The sequence below is a fragment of the Cellulomonas composti genome (assembly GCF_007990245.1).
Lineage (GTDB): Bacteria > Actinomycetota > Actinomycetes > Actinomycetales > Cellulomonadaceae > Cellulomonas > Cellulomonas composti.
In genome coordinates, this window is sequence record NZ_BJWG01000006.1 from 187,076 (window position 1) to 200,048 (window position 12,973).

Annotated in this window: 13 protein-coding genes, 1 tRNA gene and 1 pseudogene; 8 read left to right on the forward strand and 7 right to left on the reverse strand. The window is 73.8% G+C overall.

Annotation, left to right across the window (positions count from 1 at the left end; genetic code table 11):
• Positions 1-11: 11 nt before the first annotated feature.
• The gene (locus CCO02nite_RS15870) at positions 12-680 is read right to left on the reverse strand and encodes a sunset domain-containing protein (protein ID WP_222593172.1); all 669 of its coding nucleotides are present in this window, start codon (positions 678-680) and stop codon (positions 12-14) included.
• A 174-nt stretch (positions 681-854) separates the two neighbouring features.
• Between CCO02nite_RS15870 and CCO02nite_RS16065 the strand changes: the two genes are divergently transcribed.
• The 3 genes and pseudogenes from CCO02nite_RS16065 to CCO02nite_RS16340 all read left to right on the forward strand — a co-directional run.
• On the forward strand, positions 855-1,139 hold the full coding sequence (locus CCO02nite_RS16065) for a hypothetical protein (protein ID WP_246117439.1): 285 nt from the start codon (positions 855-857) through the stop codon (positions 1,137-1,139).
• Positions 1,121-1,348 (forward strand): relaxase domain-containing protein, encoded by a 228-nt coding sequence (locus CCO02nite_RS16070; RefSeq protein WP_246117433.1) that lies wholly within the window; start codon positions 1,121-1,123, stop codon positions 1,346-1,348. Before CCO02nite_RS16065 ends, CCO02nite_RS16070 begins: the two co-directional genes overlap by 19 nt.
• 61 nt (positions 1,349-1,409) lie before the next feature.
• Positions 1,410-1,535: pseudogene (locus tag CCO02nite_RS16340) on the forward strand (hypothetical protein); the annotation flags it as partial.
• On the opposite strand, the gene CCO02nite_RS08475 reads toward CCO02nite_RS16340, so the two are convergent.
• The 4 genes from CCO02nite_RS08475 to CCO02nite_RS08490 form a co-directional block, all read right to left on the reverse strand.
• Positions 1,497-1,569, reverse strand: a tRNA-Arg gene (locus tag CCO02nite_RS08475). The pseudogene CCO02nite_RS16340 and the gene CCO02nite_RS08475 overlap by 39 nt on opposite strands.
• 210 nt (positions 1,570-1,779) lie before the next feature.
• Positions 1,780-2,895, reverse strand: a complete 1,116-nt coding sequence (locus tag CCO02nite_RS08480; protein ID WP_246117438.1) for a winged helix DNA-binding domain-containing protein — start codon at positions 2,893-2,895, stop codon at positions 1,780-1,782.
• 72 nt (positions 2,896-2,967) lie between these two features.
• On the reverse strand, positions 2,968-4,056 hold the full coding sequence (locus CCO02nite_RS08485; protein WP_146842685.1) for an AI-2E family transporter: 1,089 nt from the start codon (positions 4,054-4,056) through the stop codon (positions 2,968-2,970).
• Between the two features lie 10 nt (positions 4,057-4,066).
• Positions 4,067-6,706: a helix-turn-helix transcriptional regulator gene (locus CCO02nite_RS08490; RefSeq protein ID WP_146842686.1), complete on the reverse strand. Its 2,640-nt coding sequence runs from the start codon at positions 6,704-6,706 to the stop codon at positions 4,067-4,069.
• Between the two features lie 278 nt (positions 6,707-6,984).
• On the opposite strand from CCO02nite_RS08490, the gene CCO02nite_RS08495 reads away from it, so the two are divergent.
• The 5 genes from CCO02nite_RS08495 to CCO02nite_RS08510 are packed head-to-tail and all read left to right on the forward strand — an operon-like array spanning position 6,985 to position 10,196.
• Complete coding sequence (locus tag CCO02nite_RS08495; RefSeq protein ID WP_146842687.1) at positions 6,985-8,553, forward strand: phage tail sheath family protein; 1,569 nt, start codon at positions 6,985-6,987, stop codon at positions 8,551-8,553.
• Positions 8,554-8,585: 32 nt separating this feature from the next.
• Positions 8,586-9,065 carry a phage tail protein gene (locus CCO02nite_RS08500; RefSeq protein ID WP_146842688.1) on the forward strand — a complete coding sequence of 160 codons (480 nt, stop codon included), beginning with the start codon at positions 8,586-8,588 and terminating at the stop codon, positions 9,063-9,065.
• Positions 9,062-9,559, forward strand: a complete 498-nt coding sequence (locus tag CCO02nite_RS08505; RefSeq protein WP_222593173.1) for a hypothetical protein — start codon at positions 9,062-9,064, stop codon at positions 9,557-9,559. Before CCO02nite_RS08500 ends, CCO02nite_RS08505 begins: the two co-directional genes overlap by 4 nt.
• A 6-nt stretch (positions 9,560-9,565) precedes the next feature.
• The gene (locus CCO02nite_RS15685) at positions 9,566-9,739 is read left to right on the forward strand and encodes a DUF6760 family protein (RefSeq protein ID WP_186812633.1); all 174 of its coding nucleotides are present in this window, start codon (positions 9,566-9,568) and stop codon (positions 9,737-9,739) included.
• Positions 9,732-10,196, forward strand: a complete 465-nt coding sequence (locus CCO02nite_RS08510; protein ID WP_246117434.1) for a phage tail protein — start codon at positions 9,732-9,734, stop codon at positions 10,194-10,196. The genes CCO02nite_RS15685 and CCO02nite_RS08510 overlap by 8 nt, the downstream gene beginning before the upstream one ends.
• Positions 10,197-11,576: 1,380 nt before the next feature.
• Here CCO02nite_RS08510 and CCO02nite_RS08515 read toward each other — a convergent pair.
• Complete coding sequence (locus CCO02nite_RS08515) at positions 11,577-11,984, reverse strand: hypothetical protein (protein ID WP_146842689.1); 408 nt, start codon at positions 11,982-11,984, stop codon at positions 11,577-11,579.
• A gap of 207 nt (positions 11,985-12,191) precedes the next feature.
• Positions 12,192-12,953: a hypothetical protein gene (locus CCO02nite_RS08520; protein ID WP_146842690.1), complete on the reverse strand. Its 762-nt coding sequence runs from the start codon at positions 12,951-12,953 to the stop codon at positions 12,192-12,194.
• Positions 12,954-12,973 lie beyond the last annotated feature (20 nt).

Here is a 12,973-nt window from a genome sequence, read left to right on the forward strand (position 1 = left end):
CGCGCTCGTGCCTACATGCGGGCTTTGCGCCAACCGGCGGCGACGGCTTCGGCTTCGGTGCAGAACCAGCGTTCGCCGTATGCCTCGTTGATGACCGTCTCGTCGTAGTACGCCTGGCCCGGCACGTGAAAAATCAGCTCCCCCGTCTTGAATGACACGTTTCCCTTAATGAGACAGGCCGCGTCGGGGTCATCCGCGGACACGAGGCCGAAGTCATTGGGGGTGACGTCGGGGTCCGGGTCATCGGCGGATACCAGACCGAAGTCATTGTGGGTGACGTCGGGGTCCGGGTCATCGGCGGATACCAGACCGAAGTCGCGGTGGGTGGCGGTCGGTTCTGGTTCGACGGCGACTGGTGGCGGTGGGCCGTCACCAGTCGTGTCCGTCGACACTGTCGCGCCATCAGCGTCGGCGACACACGTCCAGTACACGCCCCGGAGCGACGACTCCTCACTCGTGTACCAATAGCCGCGGAGCTCCCAGGTGTCGCGGCCGGCCGAGCTGGGGTTCCCGGAGAACTCGACGTGGTTCGCGTCCACCAACGAGCGCAGCTCGCTCACGCACGCCGCCTTGGCGTCCGGGACCGCCGAGTCACATGCGCTGACGGTCAGCGTCGTGAAAACGCCGAGCAACACGGCGAGCAGCATCCCGTGGTGGCGCAGTCGAACCCGAGTGGGCATGTGGTGATGGTAGCGGGGCCAGTCGTCCAGGGTGCCTGGTTCTCGTCGCCCGATGTCGACGTCGCGTGTTGCGCAACAATCTGCACACCTGCACGTGGGAGTGCTCGCCCGAGCGGCTCCCCCGGAAGGTGCTTGCGGTGCTGTCGATGCACAAGCTGATCGTCGGCGACGGGCATGCGTACCGGACGAGGCATCGCCGCCGGCGATGCGGGGCTGTCCGCCGACGATTCGCTCACGGTGTACTCGAGCAGACGGGCAACCCGTCGGGCCGGTGGGATCGGCGACGGTGTCAGCGGGATCGGCGACGGTCGGCGTCGGGTGGGTGCGGCCGCGTCAGAGGCTGCGATGACGGCGGTCTTCCATGACGGGCGCGACCCGATCAGCCTCGAACCGTTGGGTATGCCCTACACGCAGCTCATGCCCGGCGAGGTCGGCACACTGTGGCCGGGTACGACCTGACCTTCACGGCGCCGAAGTCCGTCTCGGTCCTGTGGGGGTTGGCCGACGACCAGGCACGCGCCGCTCTGTACGACGCCCACCACGCAGCACTGGCCTCCGCACTGAGGTTCGTGGAGCAGTTGTTGATCCGGACACAGGTCGGCGCGGCCGGTTTCCCTGCTCGACGCCGCCGAAGCACCCCGCCGGCTCGGCGCCCAAAGTCTGGCTGAGCGCCTCGCGGACCTTCACATGACGCACCTGCCCGACGACCAGCGGTAGGCAGCCAAGACCGCGCTCGTCTCGACGCGGCGGCTCGACGTGCTCGTCGGCGCTGCCGGCACGGGGAAGACCACAACGCTGGCCTGCAACAGCACGCTGTGCGCCTGGGCAGATTCGAACTGCCGACACCCGCTTTAGGAGAGCGGTGCTCTATCCCCTGAGCTACAGGCGCGCGGCACTCGTGGGACGTGCCGGTGGCCCTGGCACGGGGTTCCAGGGCGCGCTCAGCCTATTGCAGCACGCCTCGTGCCGGTGCCGGGATCCGCTCCTGCACTCGGCACTGCGTCCGGGCGGGGGTTGCGACCGTGCGAGCGGGTTCCGACCGCGCGAGCGGACCGGAGCCCAGGGCGAGGTCCGGCGGTCTTCGTTCCGAGGTGGGGGCTCAGGCCGGGCGAGCGGGTGGGCGAGCGGGTGGGGCGGTCGTGACGGGGGCGAGCTCGAGGACCGGGTCGAGGTCGTTGCAGGCCGCCCAGCGGTGGACCTGGGTCTCGATCGCCGCGATGGTCGCCGGCTCCAGCTCTACCCACGGGCGGACGACGACGGTCGCGGTACGGCCTTTGGTCGTCGGTCGCCACGCTGCGACGACCTGGGAGTCCAGGAGCACCGGGTGGAAGAACTGGTTCGAGTTGCCGGGGCCGATGTCGGCGGCGGTCGCGTTGAAGAACCGACGGGACTCCGAGAAGCCGACGACGTACTCGTCGTAGGTCTGCAGCAGGTGGACGTCGGGCGACGCCGGCACAGGTACGGGTGCAGGCGCCGGGACGTGCCACAGCGTCAGCCCGTCGACCTCGATCCGCTCGACCTCGCCCGCGAGGTCGGCCAACGCGCGGCGCAGGTCGGTGCGGGTCTGGCTCGACCACCAGGACAGGTCTGCGACGGTCGCCGGGCCGTGGCCGACGAGGTAGCGGCGAACGAGCTCGACGAGCGCGTCGTCGCCGCGCAGGTCGCGGCCGCCGGGGACCCGCTCGTCGAGGAGCGCGTACGTCTGGCGGGTGCCGCGCGCGACGCCGGAGACGAGGAGCGCGTCGAGCTCGCAGCGCAGCAGCACCAGCGCCAGCGGAGCTCCGGCCAGGTCGAGGCCGGAGGCGGCGAGCGCGATGCGGACCTCGTCGCGCGTGAGGTGCTCGCCGCCGGCCAGCACGCGCGTCAGAACTGCGCCGGCGCGGGCCACCAGCTCGTCGTCCACGCCGATGGTCCGCTCCTGGTAGCGGCAGGCCGCCGCGACGCGAGGGCCGGTCAGGGCCTGGACCCAGCGCACGTCGTCGGCCGCGAGGAAGTGCCACGTGGGCCGCAGCGCGTGGGTGCGCAGCACGCGACCCTCGTCGAGCGCGGTCTGCACGGTGGCCAGGTCGGCGCCCGAGCGCTGGGCGAGCGACCACCGCGCGTACCCGAGCTCCTGCGCCTGCACCGCGAGCAGGTGCTCCACCACGCCGGGTGCGGACGCCAACGGCGGTCCGACGAGTCGCTGCGCGGCCACGCGCGAGCGCGCCACCTCCATCGGTTCCACCCTGGTGAGCCTAGACAACGGCTCGCCCGGTGCCTCCCCCGGCGGACGGACGGGCCAGCCCGTTCAGGCGCCCGGTTCCTCCGCCACGTCGACGAGATCGCGCTCCTCGACGGTCGTCACGGGAACGGCGGTGTTGTCCCCCGAGAGCCAGCGCAACCAGCGCACGGACGGGTCCGGTTCGAGGAACAGCGCCCGCACCAGCAGGGTCATCGGGATGGACAGGATCGCGCCGATCGGGCCGATCACGAAGGTCCAGAACGTCACGGAGACGAACGACAACGTGAGGCTCAGGTCGACCGCGTCGCTGACGAACTTGGGCTGCACGAGCACCTGCAGCACGACGTTGACCACGCAGTACACCGCGATCACGGCCAGCATCATGGGCCAGCCCCCGACGACGAGCCCGAGGATCGCCGGCGGGATCAGGCCGATCACGAAGCCCACGTTCGGGATGAAGTTCGTGACGAACGCGAGGATCGCCCACACCACCGGCGCGGGCACGCCCAGCCACCACAGCGCCAGACCGTCGAGCACCGCGACGATCGCGCCGAACGTCGCGCTCACCACGTAGTAGCGCCGCACGCCCGACGTGTATCGCGCGGTGCGCTCGAGCGTGACCGCGCGCTCGGAGCCGTAGACCTCGTCCGCCCGCGCGTACCGGGCGCCGTCGGCGGACATGAACAGCACGTACGCGAACACGACGAACAGCGCGCCCGCGACGGCGAGCACGGAGCTGCCGAGCGAGGCCGCGAACGAGACGAGGTTCGCGGGGTCGACCGCGCGGGAGGCGGCATCGGTCGCCGTCGAGTCGAGCCCGACGGACGCGAGCCACGACATCAGGTCGTCGAGAGCGGCCTGCAGCTCGGGGCGGTAGTCGACGACCATCGACGCGAACTGCGCGATCGCGTAGGCGCACAACCCCACGATGGCGACCACGACGAGCCAGCCGGTCACGACCACCGTCGACGTCGCGGCCCACCGCGGCCAGCCGCGACGCTCGAGCGGGAAGCGGATCGGGTGCACGATCACCGTGACGACGGCGCCCAGTGCGAGGGGCCCGAGCACCCCACGCGCACCGTGGATGCCCGCGAGGACGACGACCGCCGCAGCCAGGCCGAGCAGCACGCGCTGCGCGTAGCCGTGCGACGTCATCTCAGCACCGTCATCTCAGCACCGCCGTCAGGTCCTCACGTGAGTGGACTCCGGTCTTCGCGAAGACGCGCGCGAGGTGCGAGTCGACGGTCCGCACGGACAGGGTCAGCCGCGCGGCGATCGCGCGCGACGTCATGCCGCCGGCCGCCAGCGCCGCGATCTCCCGCTCGCGCGGGGTCAGCGCGATCGCCGGCTCGGTCGTCGGCAGCCACAGGCCGCACCGGTTGAGGTCCCGCTCGGCGATCCGCGCCAGGTCAGGGTCCGCGGCGCCGAGCGCGTCGACGTGCGCGGCGACGGCTGCCGCACGGGGCCCCTGCACGACTGCGGCCAGCGCCTCGACGCGGGGGCCGACGTCGACGGCCGACGCGCCGGAGCGCACCAGCCGGTGCAGCGCCTCGAGCTCGATGCGTGCGTAGCCGTTCGCGCGGGCCCACGAGGCCAACGTGCGCGCCTCGTCGGCGACCCCGGGGTCGCGCAGCCAGGCGAGCGTGTCCAGACGCAGCAGCCGGACCTCGCCGTCGTACACGGCGGCGGAGCGCGGCGGCGTCGTCGCGAGCTGCTCGAGCTGGCGCCGGGCGAGGGCCGTCGAGCCCGACGCGGCGTTCGCGAGCGCCTCGGCGGCGCCCGTGTAGCCCCACATGCCGCCGCGGTCGCTCAGCCGCAGTCGCGCGTTGGCGGCGCGCAGGTCGCCCGCCGCCTGGGACCAGGCGCCACGTGCGATCCCGACGAAGCCGCGACCCGCCTGGGCCGCGACCCAGTCCAGGACCACGGGGCTCTCCGGGTCGAGTGCGCCGGCGGCGTCCTCGAGCTCGTCGAGCCAGCCCGCCCACAGGACCACGGTGAACGCGGCCGTCACGATCTCGCCGGCCGCCCAGCGGTAGTGGTCGCCGTGCGCACGCGCCACGGGCAGGTACCGCTCGCACAGACCGCGCGCCTCGGCGAACCTCCCGGCGTGCGCGAGCCCGAGCGCGGTCGGCGCGACGAGCCGCACGGCGGACGCCGGCGTGCGCGGGTCCGCGAGCACCGCGAGCGCCTCGTCGCGCGTCTCGGCGTGCCGGCCGCCGAAGCCGTACCGGACGAGGCGTGCCGTGGTGAGCTCCTCGACCCAGCGAGTGGCTGCGCCGGCGTGCACGATCGTCGCGGCGGCCTCGTCGAGCGCGGTGACTGCACCGTCGACGTCGTCGTCCCCGTACTGCACGAGCGCGGCGACCAGCTGCACACCGCGCACGTAGACCTCGGCGCACGCGGGCCGCTCCGGGAGCAGCAGGCCGATCACCGCGAGCGCATCGCGTGCGTCACGTTCCGCGAGGGCAAGCTCGCTCATCGCCCAGCGCGCCTCGGCGCGCAGGAGCAGCAGCTCTGCGGAGTCGAGGGTGCCGGGCTCCGTGACGCGCAGCACGACGTCGACCATCTGCACCACGGTCTCGGGCTGCTGCAGCTCGAAGGCCGCGTCGACGGCGGCACGGAGCCGGGCGGGTCCGACGACGAGGCCCGCGTCGAGTGCCAGCACCACGGACCTCACCAGCGGCATGCCCGACGAGGTGTGCGCGGAGCCGGCGACGGCGTCGAGCACCTCGCGGCGGCGACCCCCGGAGATGCCGGCCCGCACGGCCTCGGCGTACAGCGCGTGCGCGAGGTCGACCACCAGGTCGTTGCCGCCGGCCGCGGACGGCTGCGCCCGCAGGGTCGCGACGCCCGCGTGAGTCAGCTCGTCGACCGCGGTGCGCGGCACGACGTCGAGCAGGAGGCTCATCGGCGTCGGGCACAGCAGCGCGACGACCTCGAGCGCGCGGCGCGCCTCCGGCGAGAGCCGGGCGGTGTCGTTCTCGACGACCTCGATGAGGCGGCTGCCGGGAACGGCGCGACCCGTCCACACCCACACGCCGTCGCTCTCCCGCATGGCCCCGGCGGCGCGCTGCGAGCGGACGAGCTCACGCGCGTGGAAGACGTTGCCGCGGGTCTCGCCCCACACGCGGCGCACGGTGTCGACCGTCGTCGGGCCGCCCAGCTCCGCGACGAGCCACTGCTCCATCTCGACGGCGGTGAACGGGTCGACGTCGATGCGCTCGACGACCTCGTCCTTCCACAGCTCGAGCCACGGCGACTCGGCGGCGCCGGCCTGCCGGCAGGTCGCGACCAGCAGCACGTCGCCCTGGCGCACGAGCCAGGCGAGCGCCTGCGCGGACGCGTCGTCGAGCAGGTGCGCGTCGTCGACGCGCAGCACCACGGGCGCGCCGGACGCCCGCTCGGCGAGCGAGGCCGACAGCGCGCGAACGGTGCGCGCGAAGCTGCCCATCGCGAGCAGACCGTCGTCGCCGAGCAGCGGCTCGAGCGCGGCGAGCGGGATGCCGTGACGGGTGGCGGCCCCGGACAGCGCGACGACGACGGGCGCCGACCCCTGTCCGCGCGCGCAGAGGCGTTCGAGGGCTCGCGCGGCGAGCGCGGTCTTGCCGACGCCGGCCTCCCCGACGACGAGCACGCTGCGCCCGGCCTCGAGCGACTCCCGCACGTTCTCGACGACGAGGCGGCGCGACTCGGGCATCAGCCACGGGCTGCCGGCCTGGGTGGGCAGAGCCGGGCGGCCCTCGACCGTCCCCTGCGTGGGCAGGCTCGCACCGTGGTGCGCTGCCGGGCGGTTGAGCGGAGTCACGCGGAAGGCCTTTCGTCCGACGGGGCTGCGCCCATCATCCCCGGCGTCGGGCCGTGCTCGTCACCCATCCGGGCGCCGTCTCGCAGTCCGGGCGATGTTCACCCGGTCAACCGGCGGCTCCGGACGGGCAATGGAGCCGCGCCACGCGGTTGCGTAGCGATTACCGATGCCTCCCGGACCCGCCCGTTCCTAGCCTCGACGGGACACACCCGCGTCTCCAGACCACCCCGCGCCGGTGCATGCCTCACGCGGGGGCCGTTCCGAAAGAAGGATGGCCAGTGCCCACTTACACAGCGCCAGGCGTGTACGTCGAGGAGGTTCCCTCCTCCCAGAAGGTCCTCGCATCGGCCCCGACCGCGGTCGCCGCATTCGTCGGATTCACGGCGCAGGCGCCGAGCGACGACCCCAACGACCCGCAGGGCCTCGCGCCGCGGATCGTCACCAGCTGGAACCAGTACGAGGCGCTGTACGGCGGCTTCGTCGAGGGCGCCCTGCTCCCGCTGTCGGTGTACGGCTACTTCCTCAACGGCGGTCAGGTCGCGTACATCGTGCGCATCCCGAACGCCGAGCCGGCGGGCGAGCCGTCGCGCCTCGAGCTGCCCGCGCTGGACCGTTCGCTCGGTCTGCCGCTGGCGATCGAGTCGGTCGAGCCCGACGCCGAGCTCTCCGTCCTCGTCTCCACGGCGGACTCGTCCGACGACGAGGACGGCCCCGCGCCGTTCACGATCACGATCGTCGACGGCGGCGAGGAGGTCGAGCGCTTCGACGACCTGACCATCGGCGGCCCGCGTGACGCGGCGACGGTGATCAACAAGACCTCGACGAAGGTCAAGGTCGAGATCAAGCTCGCGGACGACGTCGACCTGTCGAGCCAGCTCGAGATCCTCAAGCCCGGCCAGTACCGGCTCGAGAAGGCCGCGCCGGTGCCGGTGCCGGTCTCGGGCCGCAAGTTCGCGGGCTCGGAGTCGAGCCGTTCGGGCATCAACGGTCTCGCGATCGCGGAGGACGTGACGATCGTCGTCGTGCCCGACCTGCTGACCGCCGCGACCAAGGAGGACGGGTCGATCGACCTCGGCCTCTGGAAGGCCGTCCAGACCAGCCTGATCGCGCACTGCGAGCTGCACGCGAACCGTGTCGCCATCCTCGACGCGCCTCCCGGGATGACCCCGCAGCAGGTCAAGGAGTGGCGTTCGGACGCCGCGCAGTACGACTCCGCCTTCGCGACGCTGTACTACCCCTGGATCAAGGTCGAGAACCCGACCGGCACCAACGGCAACAGCGAGATCCTCGTGCCGCCGTCGGGCCACGTCGCGGGCGTGTGGGCGCGCACCGACGAGACGCGCGGCGTGTGGAAGGCCCCGGCCAACGACACGATCCGGGGTGTCCTCGACGTCGAGCGCTCGATCACGCAGAACGAGCAGGGTCTGCTGAACCCGATCGGCATCAACGCGATCCGCCCGTTCGGCACGCGCGGCATCCGCGTGTGGGGTGCGCGCACCCTCTCGTCGGACACCGACTGGCAGTACATCAACGTGCGCCGCCTGTTCAACATGGTCGAGTCGACGATCCTCACGGGCACCCAGTGGGCCGTCTTCGAGCCGAACGACGTCGCACTGTGGGAGGGCGTCAAGCGCACGCTGAACGCCTACCTGCGCGGCCTGTGGCAGGCCGGCGCCCTGTTCGGCGCCTCGCCGGACCAGGCGTTCTTCGTGAAGTGCGACGCGGAGACGAACCCGCCGGAGTCGATCGACGCGGGCAAGCTCGTCGTCGAGGTCGGCATCGCGCCGGTCAAGCCCGCCGAGTTCGTCATCTTCCGCATCAGCCAGAACAAGCAGACCGCGTCCTGACGCGCCGAGAACTCACAGACAGGATCACCTAGATGCCCAGTGCACTGATCAACACCGACCCGATCGTCTCGCAGAACTTCTTCCTCGAGATCGACGGTGCGGTCGTGTCGATCCTCAGCTCGGTCTCCGGGCTCGACGTCGAGGTCGAGGTCGTCTCGATCGAGCAGGCCGGCGCGAACGGCAAGGCCCAGGTCATCAAGACGCTCGGCAAGTCCACCAAGGCCCCCGACATCCAGATGGTCCGCATGGCGCCGGCCGACAGCACGTCGGACAAGCTCTGGGGCTGGTTCAACGACATCCGCGACAAGGGCATCCTGCTCTCCGACCGGACGAACAACCGCAAGAACGGCTCGATCGTCATGTACGACTCCACCAACGCCGAGGTCGCCCGGTTCAACTTCACCAACGGCTGGCCGAGCAAGATCTCGACCGACCAGCTCTCGGTCGAGTCGAACGACCCGGTCAAGGAGACCATCACCCTCACCGTCGAGTCGCTGGCCCGCGTCAAGTGAGCCTGCGCACCCGGTACGAGTTCACGCTGCCCCGGGGGTACGTCGACCGCGATGGCGGCGTCCACCGGGACGGTGTGATGCGGCTCGCCACAGCGCGCGACGAGCTCGAGCCGCTGCGTGACCCCACGATCACGGGTCCGGACGACCCGCGCCTGACGATCGTGGTGCTCGCCCGGGTGGTGGAGTCCCTCGGCACGCTGTCCATGGTCACCGCGCACGAGATCGAAGGTCTCTTCGCGGCCGACCTGGCCTACCTCCAGGACTTCTACGGAGTGATCAACTTCGGTAGCCAGGAGGAGTTCGAGGAGTTCGTCGCAGCACAGCGCGCGTTCGGTCAGGCGCCCGGGGTCTCGTCCGACGAGACCCCGGCGCCCGCCGGCGCGCCCGAGCAGCCCGCGGTCGCGGAGCCCGCGGTCGGGGAGCAGGCCGCGCCGCCGGCTCCGCGGCCGGGCCGTGCCTCGATCGAGGAGATCCGCTCCGAGGCGCGTCAGTAGGATTCGATGCTGCGCTATCCCGTCGACGTGCTCTGGCAGGAGATCGCCTACCTGGCGTACCACCTGCACTGGCCGCTGTCCGATCTGCTCGACCTCGAGCACCTGGACCGCGTGCGGATGGTGCGCGCCGTGTCCGCCATGAACGCCCGAGCGTGGGAGGCGGTGAGAGAGAGTGCCTGACGGCCCCCTGGGCGGCGACGCCCCGGTCTCCGCGAACTTCCTGTTCGAGGTCGACGGCGTCCCGATCGGTACGTTCCTCGAGGTCAGCGGCCTCGAGGTGAGCGTGAGCACGCAGGAGTACGTGGAGGGCGGCCAGAACCAGTACGCGCACCGGTTCCCGGGCGTGCTGCGCTGGCCGAACCTCGTGTTCCGGCGCGGCCTCGTCGACTCGGACGCCCTGTTCACCTGGGTCGGCAAGGCGTCGGGCGACGGGTTCGCCGCGAACCAGAACAAGCTCACCCGCGCCACCGGCGCGGTCACCGTCATCGACCACCAGGGCACCCGGCTGCGCTCGTGGTCCCTCGACGGCGTGTTCGCCGTCGCCTGGTCCGGCCCCCACCTCTCGGTCCAGGCGAGCGATGCGCTCGTCGAGACCCTCGAGGTCGCGCACAACGGCTTCCGGGCCCAGACGCAGTGAGCCGACGATGACGACCGACGAGACCGCGGGCGCCGCCGCCGCCGAGCGCGAGCACCTCGACCCGACGCGGCTCGGGCGCGCAGTCGCCGCGCGTCTGCGCCGACCCGGCCCCGCTCTGGGTCGCAGGCGCCCCGCGCCGATCGGCTCGCTCGCGTCGTCGTCCACCCGGTTCGCGCGCGGCTGGGGCCGTCCCGTCGAGATCCGCCGCGCCCTGGCGGGTCCCGCCGCGGCCGTCCCGGTGCACCGCACGCCGACCGACGCCGCGCCGCCGCGCTGGTGGTCGCAGGTCGCACCCCTGCGCGCCACCGCCCACCCGGACGCCGCGACCGAGGCCGCGTCGATCCCCCGGGGGCTCCCGCGGATGGTCGACCACGCACCCGGCGGCGAGCGCAGGCCCGGCAGCGTCCGTGAACGTCTCGCCCCGCAGACGATCCGCGCCCGCGTGGACCCCGGCGCGCGCGCGGCCGGGAGCATGGTCACCGCCTCCGACGGCGCCCGTCCGCGCTCGGTGTCCCGGGTGCCGGTCCGACCGACCGGACCACCGGGCGCCGGCCACCCGGGGAACGCCTCGGGGTCCGGACCCTCGTCGTCGTCCGTGCCGCCCAGCGGCCCGGCGGACCGGACTCCCTCGCACTCCACGACGACGTTCACGCCGGTACGGCGCTCGCCCGCGACGGGTCCGACGACCTCCACCCCGACAGCCTCGTCGGGCCAGCCGGCCGCCGCGCAGCAGTCCGTGCCGACGTCGCCGTCCACCGGTTCGACCCCCGCTCCCGGGCCCGGCGGACCGGCATCGGTCGTACGCGCACGCGGGCGCTTCCTGCGCCGCCGCGTCCGGGCGGCCGCCCTCACCGACGCGCGCGTCGCGCGCACACGTCCGACGAGCGTGCCCGCAGCCACCGCACTCGCGCCTGTGCCTGCGCCTGCGACCGGCACCCCCGCGGCCGGCTCCGGGACCGCGCGCGCCGCCGCGAACCCACCGCTCGCCGCTCGTTCCGCGGCGGACGGCACCGTCGGCCCTGCCTCGGCGGCCGCACCGGCTCCGGCCGTGCCACCCGCCTCCGCACCGGCTCCGGCCCTGCCACCCGCCTCCGCACCGGCTCCGGCCGTGCCACCCGCCTCCGCACCGACTCCGGCGACCGTCCCGGCACCCGCGACCTCCGCTCCGGGCGCCGTCGCGACCTCGAGCCTCGCCGAACCGGCGAGCAGTGGCGGGGCAAGCGTCTCGCCGCTGCGCCGAGCGCTCGGCGCGAGCACCCGGGACGGCTCCGCCGCCGAGCCGCTTCCCTCGACCGCCGGCCGCGGCCTGCGGGGTGCCGTCCGGCGCCTCTTCGCGGGGGCCGACGGGGCTCGCGACCGGCACCGCCCGCACGAGACGGTTCACGCCGACCCGACCCGTCGCGCCCGATCCTCGGTCGCGCCGGGCAGCGCCGCCGCGGCCGTCCGCGGACCGGCCGGGGCGACGCCCGCCTCCCGACCGGTCGCCCCACCGCCCGATGGCACCACGACCGCGACCGGCGCTGCGTCCAGCACGGCCGCAGCGCGAAGCGCCGCATCGGCTCCGACGCATGCCGACGCCCGTGCGGCAGTCGGTGCCGGAACGACGACCGCCTCGTCGGCGAGCAACACGGTCGCGGCAGCTGCGGCCACCTCGGCCACGGCCACCTCGACGGCCAGATCGACGGTCGGAGCGTCGGCGCCGGCGCGCGCCGACGGCTCACCCGCGGTCCGCGGATCGGCGACCAGCACCGCTCGCCCGGCATCGACCGGCTCGGCTCCCGCAGCCACGGCGGCTGCACCGTCGGCGGCACCATCGGCGGCACCATCGGCGGCAGCGTCTGCTCCGGCCGTCCGCCGTTCGGTCGGGCACCTGCCCGGCGGGGGCCACCGCCGCACGGGTCACCGGCCGGACTGGGTGGACAGCTCCCAGCGCGGGCTCGGCATCGAGCCCGTGACGCTGCGCCGGGCGACCCGCTGGGCGGGCGCACGCTCAGCTCAGGCGGAGGACATCGCCGTGGCGCGAACGGCGGCCCGGCCCGCGCCGCCCGCCTCTCTGCGCGGGCTCCCTGCCGACGCGACGTCCGCCGTCGCGCGGCGCAGCACCCGCTCGTCGTCGCAGTCCCTCGCGGGCGCGTCGGCCGGCGGCCCCGCGACCTCGTCGTACGGCTCGGCCGGCTCCCGGTCCGGCACCCGGGCCGGGTCGTCGGTCGTCGGCACGGCGAGCACCCCGACGAGCACTCCGACGAGCACCCCGACAAGCTCTGCCGCGAGCACCCCGACGAGAAGTGCGGGGAGCGCCTCCGCGAGCGCGCCGGGCACGGCGTCCACGACGACGACCGCAGGCCCGGCGGCCGCGCCGTCGGACTCGACCCGCACGGCGCAGCCGCCGGCAGGCTCGGCCGCGACCGCAGGGGCCGCGGTCGCTGCGGTGGGCGCCCCGGTCCGCCGCGCCACGGAGGTGGACTGGTCGGCCCTGGCCACGCCCGCCTCTTGGGAGCCCGCCCGCTCCGCGCGCCGCGGTCCCGGCCACGTCGTCGCCGGCATGGTGTCCGAGCCGATCCGACCGGTCACGGGAGCGACCTCCCGCCCCGCACCACCTCCGCCGGCCACCGCGACCACCGCCGCGCGCGGACCCCAGTCGTCGGCGACCGTCCGCCGTTCGCCGCTGCGTCCGACCGAGCCACGGTCCGCCGCGCGGGGTCCGGTGCGTCGCGCGAGCGAGCGCGGCGCCTGGCGCCCGACGGGCCCCGTCGCCACCTCGTCGCACGGTCCCGGTC

Bases quoted from the DNA above. Each gene is read 5' to 3' on its own strand.
- CCO02nite_RS08480 (WP_246117438.1), bottom strand. From the start codon at position 2,895: ATGGAGGTGGCGCGCTCGCGCGTGGCCGCGCAGCGACTCGTCGGACCG.
- CCO02nite_RS08500 (WP_146842688.1), top strand. From the start codon at position 8,586: ATGCCCAGTGCACTGATCAACACCGACCCGATCGTCTCGCAGAACTTC.
- CCO02nite_RS16065 (WP_246117439.1), top strand. From the start codon at position 855: ATGCGTACCGGACGAGGCATCGCCGCCGGCGATGCGGGGCTGTCCGCC.
- CCO02nite_RS15870 (WP_222593172.1), bottom strand. From the start codon at position 680: ATGCCCACTCGGGTTCGACTGCGCCACCACGGGATGCTGCTCGCCGTG.
- CCO02nite_RS08485 (WP_146842685.1), bottom strand. From the start codon at position 4,056: ATGACGTCGCACGGCTACGCGCAGCGCGTGCTGCTCGGCCTGGCTGCG.
- CCO02nite_RS15685 (WP_186812633.1), top strand. From the start codon at position 9,566: ATGCTGCGCTATCCCGTCGACGTGCTCTGGCAGGAGATCGCCTACCTG.